The 24,790-nt window shown below is 41.3% G+C and carries 27 protein-coding genes; 15 read left to right on the forward strand and 12 right to left on the reverse strand.

Translation table 11 applies throughout. From position 1 onward, the window contains the following. Window positions 1–131: 131 nt before the first annotated feature. Entirely contained in the window at window positions 132–578 is a 447-nt protein-coding gene (locus RMZ41_RS26120; RefSeq protein ID WP_322639661.1) for a molybdopterin-binding protein, read from the reverse strand. A 367-nt stretch (window positions 579–945) separates the two neighbouring features. On the opposite strand from RMZ41_RS26120, the gene RMZ41_RS26125 reads away from it, so the two are divergent. Continuing rightward, on the forward strand, window positions 946–1,743 hold the full coding sequence (locus RMZ41_RS26125) for a hypothetical protein (protein WP_322639660.1): 798 nt from the start codon (window positions 946–948) through the stop codon (window positions 1,741–1,743). A gap of 5 nt (window positions 1,744–1,748) precedes the next feature. Here RMZ41_RS26125 and RMZ41_RS26130 read toward each other — a convergent pair whose 3' ends face one another. Beyond that, window positions 1,749–2,588, reverse strand: a complete 840-nt coding sequence (locus tag RMZ41_RS26130; protein ID WP_322639659.1) for a DUF4351 domain-containing protein — start codon at window positions 2,586–2,588, stop codon at window positions 1,749–1,751. A 79-nt stretch (window positions 2,589–2,667) separates the two neighbouring features. Continuing rightward, a complete protein-coding gene (locus RMZ41_RS26135) occupies window positions 2,668–3,222 on the reverse strand; it encodes an acireductone dioxygenase (protein WP_322639658.1) in 555 nt (184 codons plus the stop codon). A 293-nt stretch (window positions 3,223–3,515) separates the two neighbouring features. Between RMZ41_RS26135 and RMZ41_RS26140 the strand changes: the two genes are divergently transcribed. The 3 genes from RMZ41_RS26140 (at window position 3,516) to RMZ41_RS26150 (ending at window position 5,855) form a co-directional block, all read left to right on the forward strand. Further along, window positions 3,516–4,961, forward strand: a complete 1,446-nt coding sequence (locus RMZ41_RS26140; RefSeq protein ID WP_322639657.1) for a deoxyribodipyrimidine photo-lyase, 8-HDF type — start codon at window positions 3,516–3,518, stop codon at window positions 4,959–4,961. Between the two features lie 377 nt (window positions 4,962–5,338). Continuing rightward, window positions 5,339–5,584: a hypothetical protein gene (locus RMZ41_RS26145; protein ID WP_322639656.1), complete on the forward strand. Its 246-nt coding sequence runs from the start codon at window positions 5,339–5,341 to the stop codon at window positions 5,582–5,584. Further along, window positions 5,565–5,855 (forward strand): hypothetical protein, encoded by a 291-nt coding sequence (locus tag RMZ41_RS26150; RefSeq protein WP_322639655.1) that lies wholly within the window; start codon window positions 5,565–5,567, stop codon window positions 5,853–5,855. Before RMZ41_RS26145 ends, RMZ41_RS26150 begins: the two co-directional genes overlap by 20 nt. Window positions 5,856–6,186: 331 nt before the next feature. Here RMZ41_RS26150 and RMZ41_RS26155 read toward each other — a convergent pair whose 3' ends face one another. The 3 genes from RMZ41_RS26155 to RMZ41_RS26165 all read right to left on the reverse strand — a co-directional run bounded on the left by RMZ41_RS26155 (window position 6,187) and on the right by RMZ41_RS26165 (window position 8,979). After that, window positions 6,187–7,404, reverse strand: a complete 1,218-nt coding sequence (locus RMZ41_RS26155; protein WP_322639654.1) for a glycosyltransferase family 4 protein — start codon at window positions 7,402–7,404, stop codon at window positions 6,187–6,189. A 109-nt stretch (window positions 7,405–7,513) separates the two neighbouring features. Then, entirely contained in the window at window positions 7,514–8,146 is a 633-nt protein-coding gene (locus tag RMZ41_RS26160; protein ID WP_322639653.1) for a response regulator transcription factor, read from the reverse strand. After that, entirely contained in the window at window positions 8,143–8,979 is an 837-nt protein-coding gene (locus RMZ41_RS26165) for a S1C family serine protease (RefSeq protein WP_322639652.1), read from the reverse strand. Before RMZ41_RS26165 ends, RMZ41_RS26160 begins: the two co-directional genes overlap by 4 nt. A gap of 85 nt (window positions 8,980–9,064) precedes the next feature. Here RMZ41_RS26165 and RMZ41_RS26170 point away from each other — a divergent pair, with 85 nt between their 5' ends. After that, a complete protein-coding gene (locus tag RMZ41_RS26170) occupies window positions 9,065–9,394 on the forward strand; it encodes a hypothetical protein (RefSeq protein ID WP_322734434.1) in 330 nt (109 codons plus the stop codon). 118 nt (window positions 9,395–9,512) lie between these two features. Here RMZ41_RS26170 and RMZ41_RS26175 read toward each other — a convergent pair whose 3' ends face one another. Further along, entirely contained in the window at window positions 9,513–10,424 is a 912-nt protein-coding gene (locus RMZ41_RS26175) for a S1C family serine protease (protein WP_322639651.1), read from the reverse strand. A gap of 56 nt (window positions 10,425–10,480) precedes the next feature. Here RMZ41_RS26175 and RMZ41_RS26180 point away from each other — a divergent pair, with 56 nt between their 5' ends. The 3 genes from RMZ41_RS26180 to RMZ41_RS26190 all read left to right on the forward strand — a co-directional run bounded on the left by RMZ41_RS26180 (window position 10,481) and on the right by RMZ41_RS26190 (window position 11,927). Further along, the gene (locus tag RMZ41_RS26180) at window positions 10,481–10,645 is read left to right on the forward strand and encodes a hypothetical protein (protein WP_322639650.1); all 165 of its coding nucleotides are present in this window, start codon (window positions 10,481–10,483) and stop codon (window positions 10,643–10,645) included. Between the two features lie 27 nt (window positions 10,646–10,672). Continuing rightward, window positions 10,673–11,527: a uroporphyrinogen-III synthase gene (locus tag RMZ41_RS26185; RefSeq protein ID WP_322639649.1), complete on the forward strand. Its 855-nt coding sequence runs from the start codon at window positions 10,673–10,675 to the stop codon at window positions 11,525–11,527. 103 nt (window positions 11,528–11,630) lie between these two features. After that, window positions 11,631–11,927: a ferredoxin gene (locus tag RMZ41_RS26190; RefSeq protein WP_322639648.1), complete on the forward strand. Its 297-nt coding sequence runs from the start codon at window positions 11,631–11,633 to the stop codon at window positions 11,925–11,927. A 387-nt stretch (window positions 11,928–12,314) separates the two neighbouring features. On the opposite strand, the gene RMZ41_RS26195 is transcribed toward RMZ41_RS26190, so the two are convergent. Continuing rightward, window positions 12,315–12,761, reverse strand: a complete 447-nt coding sequence (locus tag RMZ41_RS26195) for an Hsp20/alpha crystallin family protein (protein WP_322639647.1) — start codon at window positions 12,759–12,761, stop codon at window positions 12,315–12,317. A 418-nt stretch (window positions 12,762–13,179) separates the two neighbouring features. Here RMZ41_RS26195 and RMZ41_RS26200 point away from each other — a divergent pair, with 418 nt between their 5' ends. Then, complete coding sequence (locus RMZ41_RS26200; RefSeq protein ID WP_322639646.1) at window positions 13,180–13,500, forward strand: multidrug efflux SMR transporter; 321 nt, start codon at window positions 13,180–13,182, stop codon at window positions 13,498–13,500. Between the two features lie 91 nt (window positions 13,501–13,591). On the opposite strand, the gene RMZ41_RS26205 is transcribed toward RMZ41_RS26200, so the two are convergent. Continuing rightward, entirely contained in the window at window positions 13,592–14,629 is a 1,038-nt protein-coding gene (locus RMZ41_RS26205) for an iron ABC transporter permease (RefSeq protein WP_322639645.1), read from the reverse strand. Window positions 14,630–14,790: 161 nt separating this feature from the next. Then, complete coding sequence (locus RMZ41_RS26210; RefSeq protein ID WP_322639644.1) at window positions 14,791–15,414, reverse strand: 4Fe-4S single cluster domain-containing protein; 624 nt, start codon at window positions 15,412–15,414, stop codon at window positions 14,791–14,793. Between the two features lie 309 nt (window positions 15,415–15,723). On the opposite strand from RMZ41_RS26210, the gene RMZ41_RS26215 reads away from it, so the two are divergent. From RMZ41_RS26215 to RMZ41_RS26225, 3 genes are all read left to right on the forward strand, one after another. Then, window positions 15,724–16,917 (forward strand): NAD(P)/FAD-dependent oxidoreductase, encoded by a 1,194-nt coding sequence (locus tag RMZ41_RS26215; RefSeq protein WP_322639643.1) that lies wholly within the window; start codon window positions 15,724–15,726, stop codon window positions 16,915–16,917. A gap of 169 nt (window positions 16,918–17,086) precedes the next feature. Next, window positions 17,087–17,731 carry an HAD family hydrolase gene (locus RMZ41_RS26220; RefSeq protein WP_322639642.1) on the forward strand — a complete coding sequence of 215 codons (645 nt, stop codon included), beginning with the start codon at window positions 17,087–17,089 and terminating at the stop codon, window positions 17,729–17,731. A 165-nt stretch (window positions 17,732–17,896) separates the two neighbouring features. Then, entirely contained in the window at window positions 17,897–18,634 is a 738-nt protein-coding gene (locus RMZ41_RS26225; protein WP_322639641.1) for an SDR family oxidoreductase, read from the forward strand. Between the two features lie 234 nt (window positions 18,635–18,868). Here the strand turns inward: RMZ41_RS26225 and RMZ41_RS26230 are convergent, their stop codons facing one another. Next, the gene (locus tag RMZ41_RS26230) at window positions 18,869–19,300 is read right to left on the reverse strand and encodes a hypothetical protein (RefSeq protein ID WP_322639640.1); all 432 of its coding nucleotides are present in this window, start codon (window positions 19,298–19,300) and stop codon (window positions 18,869–18,871) included. 808 nt (window positions 19,301–20,108) lie between these two features. On the opposite strand from RMZ41_RS26230, the gene RMZ41_RS26235 reads away from it, so the two are divergent. From RMZ41_RS26235 to RMZ41_RS26245, 3 genes are all read left to right on the forward strand, one after another. After that, on the forward strand, window positions 20,109–20,522 hold the full coding sequence (locus RMZ41_RS26235) for a XisH family protein (RefSeq protein WP_322639639.1): 414 nt from the start codon (window positions 20,109–20,111) through the stop codon (window positions 20,520–20,522). Further along, window positions 20,510–20,851, forward strand: a complete 342-nt coding sequence (locus RMZ41_RS26240; RefSeq protein WP_322639638.1) for a XisI protein — start codon at window positions 20,510–20,512, stop codon at window positions 20,849–20,851. Before RMZ41_RS26235 ends, RMZ41_RS26240 begins: the two co-directional genes overlap by 13 nt. An 88-nt stretch (window positions 20,852–20,939) precedes the next feature. Then, window positions 20,940–21,086, forward strand: a complete 147-nt coding sequence (locus RMZ41_RS26245; RefSeq protein WP_322716977.1) for a hypothetical protein — start codon at window positions 20,940–20,942, stop codon at window positions 21,084–21,086. Window positions 21,087–21,190: 104 nt separating this feature from the next. Here the strand turns inward: RMZ41_RS26245 and RMZ41_RS26250 are convergent, their stop codons facing one another. Next, complete coding sequence (locus RMZ41_RS26250) at window positions 21,191–24,676, reverse strand: leucine-rich repeat domain-containing protein (RefSeq protein ID WP_409875997.1); 3,486 nt, start codon at window positions 24,674–24,676, stop codon at window positions 21,191–21,193. Between the last annotated feature and the right edge of the window lie 114 nt (window positions 24,677–24,790).

Raw genomic sequence — 24,790 nt, forward strand, 5'->3', positions numbered from 1 at the left:
ACATCTTTATCCAGTTTTTGAGGAGGAGGAATCTGTTAGTTCTAATGCAACATTTTAGCTGTGTCAGTCCACTACAATACCTAATTTCGTTCAAAAATCAAATAGTAATCCTATAGCTAAATTAAGTATTTCTATTCTCTAGCAATGACAATATCGTTAGACTTAATGACTGCATAAGCTTCTTTTCCTTCAGATAACTCTAATTCTTCTGCGGAAGCTCTGGTAATAATCGAGGTTAATTCTACTTTATGAATAATTTCCAAAGTTACCTCACTATTAACTGCTCCATATACAACTCGTTTAACAACACCTTTAAGAATATTACGAGAGCTAACTTTTAGTGGTTTCTTTGGAATAGTACTTTCTATGTCAGGCTTTTGAGTGTAGTAGATATCTTCCTGTTTTTCCTGCTGAGGTGTTGCTGATACTGTTGCTGGTGAGTGCTGATTGAGACTACGCACGAGTTCTCGCAAAATCTCAGTCTTAGTGCGTTGAGACTGTTCGCAGAACTCTTCTAGAATCTTCCGCTCGTCCTCTGAAGTCTGAAATGTAACCCATCCTTGTTCTTTTCTTGGCATAATAATATTATTTATCAATTTTGGTTATCTTGGTAAAATTCTATCAAGTATCAATTTGATATGCCGTTTTAGTAATAACATGTTTTTACGATATTTTTCTGCATTTTTAGTAAAATTAATCAACTAATCTGACACAAATAACTACATAAATATTTATTTTTTTAGTAGCAAAATATTTTGTTGCTTGAAAATGTCTAACCATCACTGTCTTTATAGCAAGTAAGAAGTATGATATTAGTCTATGGTATTTGTCGAGATAGCGATGCCTACGGCGGGCTACGCCTACGCAAGGTTAATGTGGCAGAAAATTCGACTAGCGATCGCATGAGTGCCGTAGGATGATTTAACGAGAGTTCACAGCCAGGGGATGAAACATCTAAAATCGCGTTCTCAAGACCTGCGGAGTTTATTTGAGAACAATATCACTATTGAATACGTGGCAGAACCCCTCAAAGCTATGCCAGCCGATGCAGAGGTGACAGAAGTTCTAGATTGGATGCAAGCACAAAATTTTGATGTTATCGGTGTTGAGACGGGAGATATTATCAGTGGTTATGTAGAACGCTCTAGTTTGATTCAAGATAAAGAAGGCAAATGTGGCGACTATCAACGAGTCTTCCATCCCAAAGAACTAATAGCCATATCCACCCCATTGATGAAGTTGCTACCCATTTTGCAACAAACTCCGCGATTGTTTGTCTTGGATTGCAATCAAGTAAGTGGTATTGTTACCTGTGGCGACTTGCAGAAAGCACCCGCACGAATGCTGCTGTTTGGCTTGGTAACGCTGCTAGAAATGAATTTGCTGCGGCTGGTGCGAATTCACTATCCCCAAGATTCTTGGAAAAAAGTCCTCAAACCTGAACGCTTAGAAGTTGCTCAACGCCTATGGCGAGAGAGTCAAGAAAGAAACGAAGCTACAGATTTATTAGATTATTTGCAATTCTGTGATAAACGCGAGTTGATTTTAAATCAGCCAGAACTTCTCCAGCAACTGGGATTAAAATCCAAACGGTTTGGCGAACGCTTCCTTAAGTCTGCTGAACAGTTGCGAAACCGATTAGCTCACGCCCAAAATTTAGTTAGTGGCTCCTCTTGGACAGAGTTGATTTCTCTAGCAAAAGAGATGGAAACGCTGTTAATTCTCTGTGAAGAAGTTGAGTGAAGTTGTTAGCTTGCTATGACATTATTTAACCAGTTTGTCAAATCGACTGCTGTTGAGAAATCTAATAACGCCTCGCTTAAATCCTCTAATTGAGTTAGGGATAATGCTTCAATTTGCGATCGCAATTCTGGAGTAACTATACCAATTCGTCGATAAAGTTGTCGCATGACTACTGACAACGCTTCTTCTCGTCTCCCTTGCTCAATTCCTTGTCTAATAATTCTTTGATAGACCACAGATTCTTGCATAAGCTCCTCTCGCAAAAGACTGGTAATGAGATTGTTGTCATATTTTAACCCGGCAAGCAACTGAGTACAGGCTGAGATATTTCGCTGCTGGCTGGGTTCTTCAATCATATCTACCTGAGCAGCAACTTGAGAGAGTAAAGATTCAGGGGAATCTGTTCGCGCTAAAACCGCCAAAGGTAAAAGACCAACAGACGCTAACAAAGAAGTGGGGTCTTGTTCCCAAATCCGAATCGCTCGGAAGCGATGAACTGTATTCGTATCGGTAAATTGTTCGATAAAAACTGTATTTGAACTGGTTTCTTTGAGGTAGATGACCACCTGTTCGATAGGATAAAAACTGTATTGCCGCCGCAGCCTTGCGTAGTAGTCTAGCATCCGAATCGGCATTGGCGGGACTGAGACAGGTGTAACTTGGAACTCTAGGTGGAGAATCTCTTCTTGGGGATTTAGCAGAATAATGCAGTCTGCTCTAACTGGCTCAACGCTCAACTCAGTTTTGAGGTCTTTAACGTCTGCTGGGGTTTTGCCTAACAACCAGGTGGCAAAGTTTTCGGGATACTGTTCTGAAAGATAGCGGCAAACATTATCGATGGACATTGAGTTTACGGTTAAAGCATTAACGAAGAAATATCATATTCAATACCTACGGTAGGCTACGCCAATATAAAATTAAGCTTTAACGGGGCTTATTGAGCGAATCACTAACTTGAGTACCTGTATAATTTGGAACCCAACCTTCTGCGATCGCAAAATAGCGTATTCCTTTAAAATTCAACGACGCAGTTGGACTGCACCAATGCTCAACATCGGCGGGAATGTAAAGATAGTCTTGTGCCTGAACTAAAAGCTGTACCTGAGTGCCATCAGGTCGCACGAAGCCATAAATCATTTCTCCTGCTAACACGTAGAGGGGTTCAGCCGCAGGATGAGTATGATAACGTCCGTAGGTTGCGATCAGGTGGTGAAGATTGAAAGAACCTGGATGCACATTCAGCAAATCACACCAAATAGCGCCATTTTCGTGCTGAATAAATTCAAAGACGCTGTTATGGAGTTCTACATAGTAACGTTTCTCAGCCTCAGTTAAAACGTCCTGGTCTGACAAATTAGGGAAGAGTAGCGATGTTCCCGGATCGTAGTGTCTGAGTTGAATGCCAAGAGGCGCAAGTTCACGAGCTATTTCGCCTAAATCGCTCTCAATCGTACCGTCGTCAAGTAGTAGGTTAGCCATGACAAAAAGACTAATTAACTGTTAAGAAGAGTATACTCTATCCTTGAAGCAAAAAGCCACTATTCCGACTGACAAACCGGAGAATTGGGAATTGGGAATGGAAAGTTAAAACTTGAAAGTTGAGCCTCAGAAGCTCAATGTTCGTCCTCAGAAGCTCAACTTCTAAGTTTTAACTCGCTCTCCTTCCTTTCCAATTCCCAATTCCCATTAACAGAATAAATTTATCGTCAGAATGATGTTCATTAGTACCACTAGCATTTAAGCTAGTACGGGTGAACTATATGCAGTATAGAATGTCTGACTTAATTTTGTTTTGGCATCGGCGCGATTTACGCATTTCTGATAATACGGGACTGGCTGCGGCAAAACGGCAGAGTCCGAAGGTGGTAGGTGTATTTTGCCTCGATCCGAATATTTTGGAACGGGATGATGTTGCTCCTGTGAAAATAACTTATATGATTGGATGTTTGCAGAAACTCCAAGAGCGATATGCTGAAGCTGGTAGCCAGTTATTAATACTCCACGCCAATCCTGTACAAGCGATACCAGCTTTGGCAGAGGCAATAAATGCCAAAGCTGTTTTTTGGAATTGGGATGTAGAACCTTATTCGCAAGAACGCGATCGCACCGTTATAGATACACTCAAAGAAAAAGGTATTGAGTTTCTTAATCAAAACTGGGATCAAATCCTCAACTCCCCAGATGAGATCCGCACGGGTAGTAATAGTCCCTATACAGTTTACACCCCCTTCTGGAAAAATTGGATTATCAAACCCAAAGCGAAGCCAGTAGAAACACTGCAAAATGTTGAAGGGTTAACAGAAACAGAACAAGAAAATGCAAAACTTATAGGAGCGATAGCATTACCTTCAGCAAAAGATTTAGGGTTTATTTGGGATGGAGAATTGATTATTGCACCGGGAGAGGCGGCGGCGCAAGAACGATTAGAAGAATTTACTTATAAAGCTATTACTGAATACCAAGAACAGAGAAATTATCCAGCAATTAATGGTACATCACAATTGAGTGCAGCTTTGAAATTTGGCGTAATTGGTATTCGTACTGTTTGGCAAGCCACTATAGAAGCACTAGAAAATAGTCGTAGTGAAGAAACAGCAGTTAATATTCGCACGTGGCAACAAGAATTAGCTTGGCGGGAGTTTTATCAACATGCAATGTATAACTTCCCCGAATTAGCTGATGGTGCTTTCCGCGATACCTTTAAGAACTTCCCCTGGGAAACAAACGAAGAACATTTCCAAGCTTGGTGTGAAGGAAGAACTGGCTACCCCATTGTAGATGCAGCCATGCGCCAGATGAATGAAAGCGGCTGGATGCACAACCGTTGTCGAATGATTGTTGCAAGTTTCCTCACTAAAGACTTGCTAATTAATCCCCAATTGGGAGAAAAATACTTTATGCAGCACCTTATTGATGGTGATTTATCTGCTAATAATGGCGGTTGGCAATGGAGTGCTTCTAGTGGAATGGACCCTAAACCTGTACGGATTTTTAATCCAGCTAGTCAAACACAAAAATTCGATCCAGATGGGGAATATATTCGGCAATGGGTATCAGAATTGCGGTCTGTAGATACAGAATATTTAGTTACTGGTAAAATTCCATCTTTAGAACGCCATGCTGTTGGCTATCCCGATCCAATTGTGGATCATAAAATCCAACAAAACCAGTTCAAACAGCGTTATCAACAGCAAAAAAGCATTAGTAGTGATGAGTAAAAATATGAGTTTTTTAATGTTTTTTTAACAGGCTCACTGCCTGTTCATCTTACAGGTACAATGGTAAATTCTTCATAGGATCGGCAATTCATTGCGTATAGCTTGTGATTTTTTAAGTATTTGTACTTGGTTTTGGCAGGCGATCGCTTGTCTCTAACACTTGCTTTACCCCAAGGGTACGCTAACATCCTCTAGTACAGCGATCGCACCTGGGTCGAAATTGCCAAATTTTCAGCCTTCTTTGCAGAATTTCGGATACATTACCGCAAATGCGCTGATACTTTATCTTTCTCTCTTCATAAATTCCGCAAAAACACCGTTACGCTATTTGTACTTGTGATCAAAACTTAGAGCATCCAGTTTATTAGGGCGTATTTATGACCAACCCTGTAACGACGGTTATCCAAGTCAATCTGGAGATGGCTCTAGAGGTAGCTCAAGAATTGGAGCAAGCTCCATACACTCAACTCAGTGCTTATTGTTTAGAGATTTTACGGGAAATAGGATGTCCTGGCACTGAACTCCCTATTAACTTACAAACTCGCGATCAGCAACTCAACTTCATCACAGGCTTTGCATCTTATGCATTTGGGGAGGTACAAAGTGTACAGAGCATTAATTGAAGATATCTTCTCCGATCCAGAAGAGACAGAAGAGACAGAAGAAATTACTTTTCCTGCAACAGATAAAGATTTGTTGATTTTAACAGAAAAATTTTTAGCGTTTGAAATTCCTTCAAAGATTTTCTTACAAGCTATAGCCATTGCAGATTACGACGGTGCAGCCGCTTTCCGCTACGTTGATAATTATTTGACTACTCTCAAAAATAAGAATAAACGTAAGCATAAGAAACTACTTGTATTAGGTGCTTCGACTAGGTTTGATCATAATTGATGTGTTTTTTTTACAAGCTAATTAACAACCAATCTGATTTAGATAACATAATTTGCACTACCAATGTAGAGATGTTGCATTGCAACCTCTCTACACACATTTGTCCCATACCGACAAAAAATAACAATTATTAATTGAGCTATAAGCTAGCGTTGCGAGTTTTATTAAAGGTACTTATTGATCTTCTATAACTATCCTTAAAATAGGTAAACAAGAATCAAAGCCCCCTTTTTAAGGGGAGCCACTGCGGTCTTTTATTGGAGACGATGACGAATTACGAATTACGTTAGCGTAGCGTTAGCGAGGAACGAGCGTCATTACGAATTACGAATTACGAATTACTAAGACAAACTTGTTCATAGCTTTTACCAGCGATATCCCAAGTAAATTGCGTTTCTACTAGTTGCCTGCCGTTGTGAGACAATTCTGAACGCAGATTTGGGCGATCAAATAGTTGACTAATAGCGGTGATGTACTCTGTCGGTTTATTTGCTCGTAATGCCCGTAATGGATGACTAGCAACATCTACGGATAATCCTTCTAAACCGCGATCGCTAGCTACTATCGGTACACCAGCTGCCATTGCTTCTAAAGTCTTATTTTTAATCCCAAACCCAGTCCGCATAGGGACAACGCAGATGGTAGATTTATGTAAATATTCAACCATCGAAGGCACACGCCCAATTACATTAACTCCTGGTTTGTTATCAAGTGCTAAAACTTCTGGAACCGGATGAGAACCAACAATATCGAAAGTTGTATCAGGATAAAGTTTTTGGATTTCTGGCAAAACTTCGTTGCTGAAAAAGCAGACAGCATCAATGTTTGCCAAATTATCCATTGCACCGATAAAAATTAAACGGTGTCCACCTGGATCGGTGGTACGGTTGGGGAAAGAAACTAAATCTACGCCATTAGGAATAACAGTAATTTCACTATTGGGGTTAAATTCTTGTAGTTGAATTTGATCTTCTTCTGTTGTCGCTACAATTGCCGAAAATTTAGCACAGTAGTTTTGCTCATAACGACGCAAAAGTGGCAGATTAATTTTGTCTCTAAGAGAATTTTCCGAAATGCCTGTGGCTAATTGGTTTCGACAAGTAGCGTAAACAGAACTGTGAACATTAACTATAGTTTTTAGCTGTTTCTGAAAATGCGATCGCACATAAATCTCATTGACACTATGTTCGCAGGTGATTACATCGCATTTCCCCGCTTCCACCCAGTTATCAATCCATGTTTGCATCTCAACTGAATAACGATTAAGTACGCTTGGTGGTGTCCCCCGTTGCAAAAATCTACCAAATCGCTGTATTTTCTTCAATACTCCGGTGTTTCCCGAATCTGGCGGGCGTTCAAAAATAGCGAGATGATCTACACAATCGCGTAAGCCTGCTACTTCTGCGTCTATCACATCGCCTTCGCGTTGAGTCACAAGGGTAACACTATGGCGTTGACTCAAGTATTTAAGTAAATTAAATGTCCTGACTTGGGTTCCTCCGCGTGTTGGTGGGTAAGGAAAGGTGGAAGAGAGCATTAAAATGTTCATATAAGTAATGAATCAAATGTGATACATACACCATGACCTCATTGAAGGCTGTATGTCATCATTATTTAATTTATACAAAAGGTCTATTGCCCCCTGCTCCCTGCCATCCTTAAAGCATAATCAAACCCAGCCTGACACCCACAGCAACAGCCTCGGTGCGGCTGGAGACACTGAGCTTTTGAAAAATGGATGAGAGATGAAATTTGACGGTATGCTCAGAAATGTGCAGGTTTTTAGCGATCGCTTTATTCCCCAACCCCGATCCCAGCATTCCTAAAACCTCTATCTCTCGTGGTGTCAAGGTTTGTACGGGATTCGTTACTACTTTTTCTCGGATAGACAGTAATTCTACAGCATCCGGGTGCAGTACTAGTAAACCAAAAGCGATCGCTTCTACAGCAGCGACAATTTCTGACTCTGTGCTATTACTGGGCAATATTCCCCGAATCCCAGAACGTAACGCCGTCTCTAAATCGATGCTGTCGAGTTCCTCAACAATGACAATTATTCCTAATGGGTATTGCTTTTCTTGAATAATCAGCAACTTTTCCCACACCGATTGTTGAAGATTGCTACTCAAATCTACCAGGACTACATCTGGTTGTAATTGCTCAATTTCCCTTACCAATACATCCAAATCGGATGCACTTCCCACAACCGTCAGCCGAGGATTGGTTGTCACCACAGCTGATAACCCTGCCCGCACTACAGGAGAAGTGGCAACTACCATTACCCGAATCATGTCGCCTCCACAGCAGTTTCCTCAGACTGCACCTCAACGTAAATCACGAATTGCTGCCTACCGCGTAGGAGTTGTAGCGGCACAGATCCTTTAGTGTTATTGAGATATTTGCTTAAATCATTCACACTAGTGAATAATCGCCCCGATACTCCAATTAAAATATCGCCAATTTGCACACCAGCAGTTTCCGCCGCACTGTCAGGTAAAATTGACAATACTAATAAACCCAAGCTACGCCTACTTAAAAGCACGGGTTGTAGCGTGACTCCCAATTGCGGACGATTATTTCTCTGTAAAAAACGCTCAACGGTGTTACTGGGAACTGCCACAGCTAAACCATTAACAATCATAGTGTTAATTCCGACGACTCGACCTTGACAGTCGGCAAGCGGCCCCCCAGAATTTCCAGGATACAATTGCAAATCAGCCATGACAGCCTGCGAATTATTTCCATAAATAATTCCAGTTGTGACAGCACCACTCTCAGCAAAGGGATTACCCACCGCTAAAACTAATTCACCCACTCTTAGCGCTTCCGAATTGCCGATAGTTGCAGCAGTTAAATCAGTGGCGACAATTTTCAGGGCTGCTAAATCCTGCTGCGGATCGAATTGTGTACGCACCGCATCAAACACCCTTCCGTCTGCCAATTCCACAGTTGCGCGGTTGCTAGTTGCGACATGGGCATTAGTGATAATTAGTCCGTCAGGTTGCCAAATTACACCGGAACCGACTCCCAGAGAGCCACTTTTTATTTTGACAGTGCGATCGCGTAGTTTAGCAGCTACCTCTGTTAATTCAGCAGCGATGTTAGTTAATGTTGTGTTTGCCATGTTATACAATTTTTCCCCATGTCAAAATAGAATCTACTGATGTCATTTGTCCTTTGTCCTTTGTCGTTACAAACACAAATGACTAATGACTAATGACAATTCGAGCAAAAAGGTCGGAGTTTCGAGTTCAGAAGCTCAATGTTTGAGTAAAAAGGTGGAAGTTCCGAGTTCAGAAGCTCAACATTCGAGCAAAAAGGTGCAACTTCCGAGTTCAATAGCTCAACGTTCGAGTAAAAAGGTCGGACTTCCGGGTTCAGAAGCTCAACGTTCGAGTAAAAAGGTGGAAATTCCGAGTTCAGAAGCTCAACGTTCGAGTAAAAAGGTCGGGGTTCCGAGTTCAAAAGCTCAACATTCGAGTAAAAAGGTCGAAGTTCTGAGTTCAGAGGCTCAACGTCCGAGTAATAAGGTGGAATGAATCAAAACATTTAGATAAATCTTGACAAAGCTAGTAGGCTGTCAATAAATAATTAATGGATAAACTACTTGTAGAGACGGCGATTTATCGCGTCTCTCTAACCCATCCCAAATTGACATTATTCTTCCTTAGTAGGTCGTTCGCCAACTGCGATCGCTAACTCAATTAACACTCCACCCCGCACAACTTGCACGTTGACAGCTTTACCAATGCGATCGCTATTATTAAGCAGCGCCAGCACATCACCTGTATCACCTACAGTTACGCCATCGAACGTTACTAAAACATCGCCAAGTAGCACACCTGCATTGTCAGCAGGCCCAGTTGGCTCAACATTGACAACAATTACCCCAGTTGCAGAAGTTAAATTCAGAGCAGTTTTTAGATTCTTTGGTAAACGTACTGGTTGCATTCCCACACCCAAGTATCCTTTTGAAATGCGTCCTTTTGCTACTAATTGATCGACTACGCGATCGACTGTAGCAGTGGGGATAGTTAAAGCAGTACCACGCCGCCCCGATGTATTCATGCCTACTACAAAACCAGCAGCATCTACAAGTGGCCCGCCTGCAAAACCAGAGTAAAGGGTGATGTCTGGGCGGATGAATTGGTCAATATTCCCGCCACTCATACTCCGCCAAGCACCACTTATCACACTGACTGCACCCATCGCCGCCCTTAAATCACCTTCGCTACCTCTTGCCAACCCTAGTACCAAATGACCGACTTTAAGCGTTTTGGCATCGCCAACTTTTGCCACAGGTACTTCTACATTTTCTAGTTTAAAAACAGCGATATCAGTGCTAGAGTCATGACCGATGAGTGTTACTGGTGCAGTGCTACCATTTGATAGGGTAACAGTAATATCGTCGTAACGCTGGATCGATTCATCAGAGGTAACAATAATACCATTACGCCAGTGAATGCCACTTGAAGAAACACGAGTACCCGCATTAACTGCAACCACAGCACTCCCAGCTTGTTCTACGGTGTCAGCTAAACTATTAGATAAAGCCAGTAATGAAGACATAAAATTTTTCTGCCAAGGTTCTTAGATATTCATATCGTGCCGTTTGATCAACACAGATGGCATCGGAAAAATGGGGAGAATTCATCCTAGAAAAATGGCTAGGTCTACATAGCAATAAAGACGCGATAAATCGCCGTCTCTACAAAGGACTGATTCTTGTAGAGACGGCGATTTATCGCGTCTCTTACCTTAACCAAACAGTATTGACTTCACATCCTTGAAATAGCAAAGAAATGGAAGATAAACAAATGCACACTCACTCAAGAGAAATCAACTTACTCACTCCATCTAAAGAATTACCTTTATATGGCAAGAGAATTTTAGTAACAGCACCCAGAAATTATGCTTATAGGTTATCTGAACAACTCATCAAAAAAGGTGGTTTACCTGTTTTCATGCCTACCATCGAAACTTGCTATTTATCAAACTACTCTAAGTTAGATATTGCTCTAAACCAGATAGAAGAATTTGATTGGATTGTCTTCACAAGTAGAAATGGCATCACTGCATTCTTTCATCGAATGAATAATTTAGAGATTCCTGTATCTGTAGTACAAAAATGCCAGTTATGTGCTTTAGGAAAAGATGCAGAAAGTTTATTGTCCTTTTGTAACAAAGTCGATTTAATTCCAACAGACTCTAGCCCAGCTGGAATTGTGGCGGAATTGGCGAAACTTCCGCAGATTAAAGAAAAAAAAGTGCTGCTCCCTGCCCCCGAAGTTATTGGTTTACCTGAGCCTGATGTCGTACCCAATTTGATTACGGATTTGCAGAAATTGGGCATAGAAGTAACTCGTGTACCCACATATATCACACAGGGTTCAGACACAAGTATCTACAGTATTGAATTAAACTTGATGCGTCAAGGATTAATCGATGTCATTGCCTTTAGTAGCACAGCAGAAGTAGAAAGTTTTTTGACAATGGTCAACTCGCAAAGCGATTATGAGCGTTGTATTATTGCATGTTTTGGCCCTTATACAACTGCCAATGCGCGAAAGTTGGGTGTGAATGTCTCCATTGTGTCTAGTGATTATAGTTCATTTGAGGGATTTGCTGAAGCGATCGCAGAATTTTTTACTCCCACTTCCAATTTCCACTAAGCACTTCAGGATATAGAGTAATCAACCACATTTAACTCTAGACTAGCAGCACATAAACCCGTAGGATCAACAATGTAGTTCACATTTAACTAGGGATTGTTACATGGCAACTTATAAAGTCACATTAAAGACTCCAGATGAAGAAAAAACAATTGAAGTTTCTGAAGATGATTACATTCTAGAGATTGCTAACGAAGAAAATGAGATGGACTTGCCTTACTCCTGTAATGCTGGTTCTTGCTCAACCTGCGCTGGTAAACTGGTTTCAGGTACAGTTGACCAATCAGATCAGAATTTCTTAGACGACGATCAAATAGACGCAGGATGGGTTCTCACCTGCGTTGCCAAGCCCACTTCTGATTGTGTAATCCTAACCAATCAAGAAGATAACCTTAATTAACGGTTAACTAAGAAATATAGATTTAATCAAGAGCAAATATTGTCAGGTGCGTTAGGACATTTGTCCTAGCGCACCTAAAATCTGATGAGATGCCGTACTTACGGTGGTAACACACTCTAGATTTAAAATTTTGCCCTTTCCTAATAAGTCTATATAGCTTGAGTCATTTACATTAAAAAGCGCTCTCTAAAAAGGGAGCGCTTTTTATTTAGCTTAATGGATAGCTAGCAGATATGAAGCAGAAATGTAAGGATTCAGCACCCAGGAGTCAGGAGCCAGAATTTATCAGAAATCTAGAATGATTGGTATATTTAGTCATCAAATGTTCTCCTGATTCTTTAACTATTCTGAATTCTGAATTCTGACTCCTGAATTCTTACGCAGAAATTAGCCAGATGATGCTAGATTAACTTTGACGACTTTGTTTTTTTCTTCTTCTGCTTTAGGTAGCGTCAGGTTCAAGATGCCATCTTTATAATCTGCCTTGACATTCGTATTTTGAATTCGAGCAGGTAAAGGAATTACACGTTGGAATTTACCGTAGTGGAATTCGCTCTTAATTACACCTTTGCCTTCAGATTTAGCTTCAGACTTACGCTCACCACTGAGGTATACAGCATTTTCTGTAACTTGTAAATCCAAGTCTTTAGCTTCAATTCCCGGAAGTTCTAGTTTTAGATGAATAGCATCTTCAGTTTCTTTTAACTCAGCAGCAGGAACTCTAGATAAGCCTCTCTCTAAAAATGCAGATGGCATATCTTCATCAAATAAACGATTGATTTGGCGTTGTATTGTGTTCAATTCTTGCCAGGGGTTCAAACGTACTAATGTCATATATTTTTACCTCGAATAATCAGTATCTTTGCTGTTCAGGCAATTGAGAATTTGTTTTCTTGCTTTTTATAGTATTTAAAAATAAAAGTGATGTAAATTCGGTTTTTTTCACCTGATTGATGATGATTACCGAACCAAAAACATTGCTACTATTAATGTATGGTAATCTTGACTAGCAAGGTTCGGTAAATTCGACAAAAAAAGACTTGTCATCTACAAGAGTGTTATCATATACAAACAAACTTTATATTTTATAGAAATAACATCATTGAGAAAAACTCATAATTGTTAATGAACCTTGGGAGAAAAATTATCTACATAGAGTATTTTCTTAATCAAAAATATTAAGTAAGCTAGTTGTATTTTCTGGCTTTCATAGAGATAATAAAAGACGACTAAGAAAAACCTCACAAAAGATATGTCAAGCAGTTGGATTTACCTTATAGCCGCAATCCTTTTTGAGGTTTCAGGCACAACTTGTATGAAGTTATCAGAAGGATTTACTAAATTAGTGCCTTCAGTTTTAATATTTGTTTTCTACGGACTTTGTTTTAGTTGTTTAACCCTTGCTCTCAAGAAAATTGAAGTAAGTGTGGCTTATTCCGTCTGGGCTGGATTGGGAACTGTTTTAATTGCACTCATTGGTATTATTTGGTTTCGTGAATCGGCTACATTTACCAAGCTTGTGTCAATCACCTTAATAGTTGCGGGGGTAATTGGCATAAATGCAAGTAAATAATTGAATCATTTATGAAAAGTTAGATCCCCGACTTCTTAAAGAAATCGGGGATCTGGACATAGTAAATTTTCGTTATATAACCTTTGGCTAATCAAAATTTATTAAACCCAGCAGAACGACGATAAAGTAACCAAATAAATAGCGGTGAACCCAGCAACGCGGTGACAGAACCTACGGGTAATTCTACTGCTCCTAATCTAGAGAGTAAATCTGCAAAAGTCAGTAACCATGCACCTGCAAGGGCGGAAAGTGGTAAAACAAAGCGATGATCTGTACCAACTATGAGGCGGACACCGTGAGGAACAACAAGACCGACAAATCCAATTAAGCCACTAATGCTGACTGCACCTGCGGCTAAGAGAGTGGCAACACCACCAATTAACAGACGCGATCGCGTCAACGAAACCCCCAAACCTACAGCCAAATCATCGCCCAAAGCCAGCACATTTACCGATCGCGCCAGCAAGCATCCCCCGATTAATGCAACGATGATATACGGGCCAGCCGTCGAAATTTCTTGCCAACCCCGTCCATTAAGGCTACCAACCAGCCAACTAAGCGCAATTTGAATTTGGCCGTCTTCAGCTAAAAGCAGCAATGTACTTTGTACAGCACCAAATAAAGAACTCACCGCCACCCCGCCTAAAATCAACCGCTCCACCGAAATTCCCGACCCAGCGCGACCGAGTAAAATAACGATCGCAGAAGTCAGAATTGCTCCTATCCACGCGGCTAAAGGAATTGCGATCGGGAATATTTGCCACACAATCATCACAATCACAACTAATCCAGCACCCGCAGAAATGCCCAAAATAAAAGGATCGGCAAGACTATTGCGTAACATCCCTTGCAGTAATGCTCCTGACATCCCCAAAGCAGCGCCGACAATGAGAGCAGCCGTAATGCGCGGGAGACGTAAATCCCAAAGAATTGTCTGTTTAATCGGATCGCCTTTGTGGAGTATGGCTTGCCAAAATTCTGACATACTTAAGGGTACTGCTCCTTGAGAAAGCGATAGCGCTAGCGTTACCACCAGTGCTGCACTCAGGAGTAAAACAGCCCAAAGTACGCGGTGTTCAGTAAAAATTGTCTTAAATGGTTTAGCCAAATTCCGGTCTAGTATTTTCATTAACTGTAATCTGTCCCAAATCAAGCTGCATTTACATATAATTTCTTTTTGATGAGGAAACAGCAGAGTAAAAATTTGAGCCTCAGAAGGTCAACTTCCACCTTCTGAGGCTGAATCTTTAAATTTTAACTTTTCATGCCCAATTCCCAATGCCCAATTCCCTAAGTTAGTTCCAACCCACCTTGATAACCAGTAACGATGCGTCCACCATTCTTAAGGATGTGGACTTCTATCTGATCGCTAGCCCAAGTAATCTGGTCTAGGAAAGCCGGATTTAACACACGAACCCGTTGATTGCTAGAAGAAACTGGAGAGTTAGGAGAATTAATTGCCAGAGATTCGACAAAAGGCCCGTCAATTAGGATATCAAGTTGTTCTAACAATTCTTGGGAACCTGGCGGCGCAGATTGAGACTGTAGTTGCTTGAGAGTGAACCCAGAAAAAGACATTACATTTAACCCAGCAGCTTTTACCTTACGCGCTAAAGATGCCAATGCAGTTGCTTGCCAAAAAGGTTCTCCGCCAGAAAATGTTACACCAGTGTTGTGGGGATTGCTGAGAATATTTTCGGCAAGAGTATCAACAGCAATCAATTGGTTAGCCTCAAATGACCAGGAGTTAGTATTAAAGCAGCCAGGACACTCACGAAGACAACCTTGTACCCAGACAACTGCACGACAACCAGGGCCATTAACTTCTGAGCGATCGACGTAACCCATAATGTTGAGATAGCCAGGGGGAATATCCATGAGTGCTAGCGATGGGTCAGTTGGCTTAATTTCCATCTCTTCAACTCCTTTTAGCCATTGCCTGTTAACCGTTAACTATAGCGAATCGACCGTTAGATAACTGTGACAAATGACAAAAGACTAATGATTAATCTCTGAAAAACTTGATGGGATTTTGAAAAGTCTGCTTTAACTGACTAGACTAAAGTTAGTTGCCTAGCTAGTAGTCTGCCAACCCAAAAATGCTGGGTGAGGGCTGGGGGAAGGGGTAAGGGGTAAGGGATTTAAAACCTTTCCCCCTTACCCTTTACCCCGCCAAGTGAACTTGGCGAACTGCTAGTATTAATCCTTTTATAGATAAAATCGATGACTCAACAAACTTCTAGAATTTGTATCCTTGGCGGAGGCTTTGGTGGTCTTTATACAGCCTTGCGCTTAAGCCAGTTACCTTGGGAGTCTACACAAAAACCCGAAATTGTTTTAGTAGATCAAAGCGATCGCTTCCTATTCTCCCCTTTACTGTACGAATTACTCACTGGCGAACTGCAAACCTGGGAAATTGCCCCACCTTTTGAAGAACTTTTACAAGGTACTGGGGTACGTTTTTATCAAGGTGTCGTCTCTGGAATTGACATCGACCAGCAACGGGTAAATATACAAGAAGGGCCAGAAATCCCTTACGATCGCTTAGTACTGGCACTAGGAGGTGAGACACCACTAGATTTAGTCCCAGGTGCGACAGCCTACGGCTACCCATTCCGCACCATCTCTGATGCCTATCGTTTAGAAGAACGCCTGCGATTTTTAGAAGAATCCGATGCTGATAAAATTCGGATAGCAATTATTGGTGCTGGCTACAGTGGTGTCGAGTTAGCCTGTAAGTTAGCCGACAGACTCGGTGAAAGAGGACGCTTTCGGATCGTTGAAATTGCCGATCAAATTTTGCGAACCTCCCCAGAGTTTAACCGAGAAGCAGCAAAAAAAGCTTTAGAAGCGCGTGGTGTGTTTCTAGATTTAGAAACCAAAGTCGAATTAATAGAGCAAAATAGCATTTCTCTAGAGTACAAAAACCAGTTAGATACCATACCCGTAGATTTGGTAATTTGGACTGTGGGAAATAAAGTTCCGCCTGTCGTGAAATCTCTTCCCCTCAAGCAAAATCAGCGCGGTCAAATTAGCACTACATCTAATTTGCAAGCGATCGATCATCCAGAAATTTTTGCTTTGGGAGATTTAGCAGACTGTCATGATATTGAAGGGCAGCAAGTCCCCGCCACAGCACAAGCGGCTTTTCAACAAGCTGATTATACTGCTTGGAATATCTGGGCAAGTATCACTAATCGCCCCCTCCTTCCCTTCCGCTACCAACAGTTAGGAGAAATGATGGCACTGGGTAAAGACAACGCCACCCTTACTGGTTTAGGAATTAAACTAGACGGGCCATTAGCATCCATCGCCCGTCGGATGGCTTATTTATATAGGTTGCCAACTTTAGACCATCAACTCAAAGTTGGTTTTAATTGGCTAGTGCGTCCAATCATAGAAACACTTTCTAGGTAAGTTTGGGAATTGGGAATGACAAATGACAAATGACAAATGACCAATGACAAATGACAAATGACGATTTGGTTTATTTCCGCCAACTTACTTAGGAGATGCTAGACTCTACCCACAGAAGCTTTTAACAAGCCAAAATCTAGAATTCCACATTCAAAATCTTCAAACTTTGATGGAACAACCGAAAGTTATTTTTTTAGATGCTGTGGGCACACTCTTCGGTGTTAAAGACAGTGTGGGTAAAGTTTATAGTCAGATAGCTGAAGAATTTGGTGTTACGGTTCCAGCCGAAACATTGAATACAGCCTTCATCAAAAGCTTTAAAGCAGCACCGCCACCAATATTTCCAGATGCAGAACTGCAAGATATTCCTCAGCGCGAGTTTGATTGGTGGCGGATAATTGCGCTGAACACTTTTGAAAGTGCAGGTGTTCTTAAAGAATTTTCTGACTTTTCGGCTTTTTTTAGCGAACTTTACATCCACTTTGGTACTGGCGAACCGTGGTTTGTCTATCCTGATGTTTTACCAGCTTTAATTAACTGGCGGCGGTTGGGAGTTACTTTAGGTGTGCTGTCTAATTTTGATTCGCGGATTTATTCAGTATTGCAAAGTTTGGGATTGAGAGAGTTTTTTACCTCCGTCACCATTGCTACCCAAGTACGTGCAGCTAAACCCGATCCGCAAATTTTTGCTATTGCCTTAGATAAACATAAATGTTCCCCAGAGGCAGCATGGCATATTGGCGATAGCATTGTAGAAGACTACTACGCAGCTAAAGCAGCCGGACTCAGAGGTGTTTGGATCAATCGTGGTTAATAAGGAGATACTTTAGCGATTTTTAGCGGGACAGAACTCAAACGGTGTGATGATAGCAGTTTGGATTAGTGACGCTGCCGGGACAAAAACGTTGATCTAGCTACAAGCTAGTTGATATGGTTGCATAAAATAGTACCCAATATTTCATAACCCAGATTAATCAATATGTCTCTTATTCAAAACAAAGTGATAATCATCACCGGAGCCAGCAGTGGTTTAGGTGAGGCGACTGCGAAGCGACTTGCTGCTAGTGGAGCCAAACTGATGCTGGCCGCCCGCCGCGATGATCGGCTCAAAGATTTGGTTGCAGAGATCGCTAAATCAGGAGGGACTGCAACCTATCGAGTAACAGATGTAACAAATCGCTCAGAAGTGGAAGCCTTGGCGAAGGAAACTTTGAGTACATACAGCCGGATCGACGTGCTAATTAATAATGCCGGCTTGATGCCTCTCTCTCGCCTTGAGCAAGTAAAGGTGGAGGAGTGGGAGCGGATGATTGATGTTAACATCAAGGGCGTTCTGTATGGCATTGCTGCCGTGTTGCCAATTATGCGTCAGCAAAAGTCTGGTCACGTTATTAACCTATCGTCTGTGGCTGGGCATAAGGTGTTTCCGGGATCAGCAGTCTACTGTGCTACCAAGTACGCAGTGCGAGCAATCTCTGAAGGGTTACGACTAGAGTCAAACGGCGAAATCCGTTCGACTAATATCTCACCAGGAGCCGTTGCCACTGAACTGACTACCACGATTACCGATAAAGACACAGCAGCAGGAATTGATCAACTCTATGCGATCGCCATTGATGCAGATGCGATCGCCCGGGCAATTGCATACGCCATTGAGCAACCCGATGATGTTGATGTGAACGAAATGATCATCCGTCCAACACGTCAAGAACTTTAGATTTAGGTTTACAAAAGACGTAAGACACGATTAAACCCAATACTTCTCGTTTTGTGCATTTTTAATCCGGAATCGGGTTTTGGGAAAAGGTTAAAGGGGAAGGGTTAAAGGTTTTTTGTTTCCCTTTTTCCCTTTCCCCCTTTCCCTTTTCCCGACTTATGCAAGAAGTCTATTGTTTGTGGCGATCGCTCGGCTCTTTTCTAGCGGGACGATCGCACCGATCGACTAATTTCCCTACTTTACCAACACCTTCGTGCCATCACCATTTGTCGTTGCTTTCTCTGTATTTGGTGTCATCACTGCTGCGATCGTCGTTTTTGGTGCAGTCTTCCCCACGGATCGCTTACTACTCTTGCGTGGTTTACCCCCTGCCTGCATATACTGTAAACTGTTCTTACCGTAGTGCGTCGCCACACTCATTAACATTTTTTCCGAGTAGCTTCTCAAATCCTGCTCTAGCAATTCAATCTGCCCTACCGCTTCATCAAGTGTGGAAAGCATTGTGTTGTAGCTCGATAGCTTCGTTTGCAAGGTTTGAATCCGCTTTTCATACTCCGCTAAATTTAAGCTATCGCTAAACTCAAGCGTTTCGCTAATCGATCTCATCCCTGATACCCGTAGCGTTGCTTTATCTAATACCAGAGAACTGCGTTTCAGTCGCGCCATGAATCCCTCTCTTGCAAAAACTTATGTGAAAATTAGTACAGACTTGTGATTCCACTTTAGCTATTTGCCATTGTTCTCCCCCTGAGTAAAAACCACCAAAACTAAAGTGAAGTTTACGGTAAAATCTGATATTTATTCCCTAATTTCACTTGAAATCTTTAAAATTATTTGTATAAAAAATTTTATAAGAAGAATATCAAATATACTTAGAGACTTAGCAGTGCTACGTCTCTACAAGGTTTTGGGTTTTATATATGTACTTCATTTACTTGAAATGTGCTGTAACTAAACCGTATTGGTGTTGAAGTACCCAAATATCGTGTTGAAGTACCCAAATATCGTGTTGAAGTACCCAAATATCGTGTTGAAGTACTCAAATATCGTGTTGAAGTACTTAAATATCGTGTTGAAGTACTTAAATATCGTTTTGAAGTACTCAAATATCGTTTTGAAGTACTCAAATATGGTGTTGAAGTACTTAAATATCGTTTTGAAGTACTCAAATATCGTTTTGAAGTACTTGCATTGCTTTTATGAAAAGTGAAATCAAATTGACACTGATTAAAATCACACGTTGATATGGGTATTCTTCAACTCTGTGATTTTTTATATTCATTATGCTGCGTAGGCGTAGCCCGTCGTAGACATCGCAATCTTGTAATTGGGACAATAGCGAATGCTATACAGCATAGGCTTTTTGTGGATGGTGAGCGCGCTGAAGGTTTTGAGTCTGTTAAATTTTAGCTAAAATGTTCTAGTGCCGTGATTTATTAGCGATCGCTCGAGTTCCTCAACACAACCTAATAATATGGCAAAAGATTTGTATCATGAGCAAGTTAAACGCGCTCTTGAAAAAGACGGATGGCAAATAACTCACGATCCATACGAATTGCGTATAGGCGGAGTTGAAATGTATATAGACATTGGGGCGGAACAGATTATTGGTGCCGAAAGGGGAAATGATAAAATTGCGGTTGAGGTGAAAAGTTTTATTAGTCCCTCAAGGATTTCTGATTTTCACTTGGCGCATGGACAGTTTTTAGATTATCGCTATGCTTTAGAAGATAAAGATCCAGAGCGAATTTTATATTTAGCAGTACCTCGTTTTGTTTATCAAACCTTTTTTAACTTAGCCTTTATTAATAGTGTGGTACAACGCAGTCAAATTAAACTTTTAGTTTATGACTTAGAAAAGGAGACGATTGAGCAATGGATAAAGTAGCTCTTTACAGGCAATATATTCAACAACTAATCCAAGCAAAAGCCGATCGCTCAATGAAATCGTCAAAAGATGTTGAGGCTCAACCTATTTTTGATACAGAGCGCGATCACTATCAATTAGTATATGTGGGTTGGACGCAGAATGATATTAGGGATTATGGATGTTTGCTACATTTAGATATTAAAAATGGTAAGATTTGGATTCAATATGATGGTACGGCAGATGGAATTGCATCTGAGTTATTAAAATTAGGTGTACCATATCAAGATATAGTTTTGGGTTTTCAACCTGCTAGAGTGCGCTCTGATACTGAGTTTGCTGTAGGTTAGGTTTAAATATTGATTGATGAATAGCGATCGCTAGTTCAATTTTCATTAAGTCAAAGGCGGGTCAATACGGTTCGGATAAGATTTTTTGATGAAAATCATAGATCACAAAGACGCGATAAATCGCCGTCTTTACAATAATAAGCCCTTTGTAGAGACGGCGATTTATCGCGTCTCCTGCCCTAACCGAACCCTATTGAAAGGCGGGTATCATTTCAACCTATGCGATCGCCCCTAGAGTTAAAAAAGTCTATTTAACAGGGGGAAGCTTTAGTTCTATGCCTAATTTGCTTCCTATTTCTATAATATTTAAGTTAAATTTGGTCAATGTTGAAATAGGTTTTATTTCATTGCCTTTTCGACTTCTTCGCAAATTCTCACCCAAGCTTGATTACGTTCTGCCTTACTTAGAGTGTCGAGGGGTTTATTTGGAGAGTAAGCAGCTTGGTATTCTTGGATGTCAGTTTTTCTGTATGAGCTTGCACTAATTGGAATCCAGAAAATGGTTAGTCCCTCTTGTTCGGCTGCGTTGAGTAAGGGGGGTAGCTCATGTTCGTCGATGAAATCAGAGGCTATAAAGTTAGGGCTGACTAGCAGGATAGCAACCTTAGCTGTGGCTAATGCTTTTTCAATCTCGGCTTTCCATTTTGCGCCAGGTTTGATTTTGGTGTCATCCCAAACGATAAAACTTTCTGCACGAATATAGGGTTTTAGTTGTTTTTGCAGTTCTATTAACCATTCTGCATCTTCATGACTGTAGCTAACAAATATTTGGTTTCTGATGCTTTCTGACATAATTGGTTCCTTAATGGAGAATGGTTCAATAATTTCTTTGTCTATTTGTTGTCTTTGTCGAGTTTTTATATCTTCATACCCATCAAGTAGTTGACGCAAATCGAGTTTTAATTTTAGTTTGCCGATGGTGATTGTGCTTTCACCCATCGCTTCGAGTCCGAGGAGTTCTTGGTAATCGAGGGGTGGATGTTTGGGATAGTTGGGGACGGGAACCCATTCGGTGATTTCGAGATTGGGGAGACTTTTGTGGATTTTTTGGAAGACATCGCGGAGGATGCCGAGAAATAAGCGGCGGGTTTCTTGGCGGCCGCTAATGGTGATGAAGATTTTTTTGTCTTCAGGATCGGCTTTGATGCGAGCGATGTTGTAGATTTCGTTGTTTTCTTGATATTGCAGCATTACGCCACTGCGCCAATAGATTTGGTTATGAATTTTTTCATGTGTTTTGACGATGAAGCGAGAAATGATGCTTTCGGGGAGAACTTTGTAATGGTATTGAAATTCGAGGGTTTTGCCTTGGAGTTTTGTTTTGTTTGGTTGGTCTTTAGGCAGAAGTCCCGCAATCAGAAATTGTGGTGGGTAACATTCTAGTGCAAAGCCAAGCTCGAATTCCTTCATTAGTTCGATCAGATAACCATGACGCTCGATGGGGTAGCGCTCTGGATTGAGGATGCGGGTGAGATCGGCGGGGGTGAAAATGCCTTTGGTTTTAGTTTTGAGGTTTTCATCGCTCAGGAGCGCATAAATGCCTTCTGTCACCCAGTTGGGTTTGAGGACGTTGGTATTTTTGAGGATGGGATGATCGCGGAAATTGAGAACTAAGCCGAGTCGATGGAGGAGATCAATGAGTTGATCTTGGTTTTGTTCTTCAGGAATCTTTTTTTCGTGGCAGATGCCGATGTAGCGGTTGTAGCTGATGAAGTCTTGGGACATAGATTCGAGTTGTTGTTTAACCTCAAACCATGTCAGGGGGAGAAGGTCGTAGACTTCTTTGAGGTTGGCGATTTGCTGCAAAATAGCAGTGCGAAGTTCATCAATGCCGATATTGTCTTGACAGGAGGTTTCGATAATGTCTTGGATGTTAGGATATTTTTCGCGTAATGCCTTGCGGTTGATGTCGAGGGGTTGTTCGTCTTTTTTGTTGCCAACGATAATCACGGGGGACTGTCCGCCGAAGCTTTCAATTAGTTTCAGCCAATATTCGATGCGGTTTTCTTCTTCGCTAGTGCGACAATTACAGACTAGGAGATAGAGGCTGCGCTTAGTCAGAAAAAATTGATGGGTGGCATGATAAATTTCCTGTCCGCCAAAGTCCCAAACATTCAGGCGGATGTCTTTACTATTGACCTGCACGTTCCAAGTTTCTACATTGAGTCCGTCAGTTTGAGATTGATTTTTATCATATTTATCGCGGATTAGTCGCTCGATGAGGGATGTTTTACCGACGCTGCCTTGTCCGATGAGCAATAGTTTGGCTTCGTTGAGTGGACGCACTTCACCGCTACGGAGTAATTGCAAATAATTGAAAATCTTTTTAACTGAACCAACACGATCAAAAGATCCTAAAATCTCTGGTGAAATAGGAAGCGGATTTCCCCGTAAATCTAGTTTTTTCAATTTCGGCAAACTTTCGATCGCCTCTGGAATCTGGGTTATTTTGTTGTAACTGAGGTAAAGCTGCGTCAGATTGGTTAATTTAGCGATCGCCTCTGGAATCTGGGTTATTTTGTTGCCACGGAGGTCAAGCTGGGTCAGATTAGTTAAATTAGCGATCGCCTCTGGAATCTGGGTTATTTTGTTGTATTTGAGGTAAAGCTGCGTCAGATTGGTTAATTTAGCAATCGCCTCTGGAATCTCGGTTATTTGGTTGTAACTGAGGTCAAACTGCGTCAGATTGGTTAATTTAGCGATCGCCTCTGGTATCTCGGTTATTTGGTTGCTATAGAGGTAAAGCTGGGTCAGATTGGTTAATTTAGCGATCGCCTCTGGTATCTCGGTTATTTGGTTTTTACTGAGGTCAAGCTGCGTCAGATTGGTTAATTTAGCGATCGCCTCTGGAATCTCGGTTATTTGGTTGTAACTGAGGTCAAGCTGCGTCAGATTAGTTAATTTAGCAATCGCCTCTGGAATCTGGGTTATTTTGTTGTATTTGAGGTCAAGCTGCGTCAGATTAGTTAAATTAGCGATCGCCTCTGGAATCTGGGTTATTTTGTTGTATTTGAGGTCAAGCTGCGTCAGATTGGTTAATTTAGCAATCGCCTCTGGTATCTCGGTTATTTGGTTGCTATAGAGGTAAAGCTGGGTCAGATTGGTTAATTTAGCAATCGCCTCTGGTATCTCGGTTATTTGGTTTTTACTGAGGTCAAGCTGCGTCAGATTGGTTAATTTAGCGATCGCCTCTGGTATCTCGGTTATTTGGTTGTCACTGAGGTAAAGCTGCGTCAGATTGGTTAATTTAGCGATCGCCTCTGGAATCTGGGTTATTTTGTTGTCGCTGAGGTCAAGCTGCGTCAGATTGGTTAATTTAGCGATCGCCTCTGGTATCTCGGTTATTTGGTTGTCACTGAGGTAAAGCTGCGTCAGATTGGTTAATTTAGCGATCGCCTCTGGAATCTGGGTTATTTTGTTGTCGCTGAGGTGAAGCTGCGTCAGATTGGTTAATTTAGCGATCGCATTAGGTATTTTAGTTAGCTCTACTCGAATTAAGATAAGTTCCTCCAAATGTAGTATTTGCGTTACCACATCGGGAATGCTCTCTAAAGGATTGTCACTAATATCCAACTTACGCAAATTAGGCAAATCCAATAGTTCGAGTGGAAGCGTTTTTAAATTGTTGCCTGAAACCTTTTGGAGAAAGCGGTTTCCTACATATTCATAACCTTCAACCTTCTTTCCCAAAATCAAAGACTCAAGCTGCTGCAACTTACCAATTTCTACAGGTAACTCAGTCAACTCCTGTCCTGACAAGTCTAACTCTCGCCAACCCTCAGCCACGGCACGATCTATCAGTTGCAATAACTCTTCCTGCGTCATAATTCCAAGGAGAAGGGTAAAAGGAAAGAAGATTGATGAAGATTATCTTAACTGATTAGGGAAAATGCTATGCCCCATGCCCAATTCCCCATTCCCCATTCCCAATGCCCAATC

It is taken from the genome of Nostoc sp. DedVER02 (assembly GCF_034530675.2).
In the GTDB taxonomy this organism is placed as follows: Bacteria; Cyanobacteriota; Cyanobacteriia; order Cyanobacteriales; family Nostocaceae; genus Nostoc.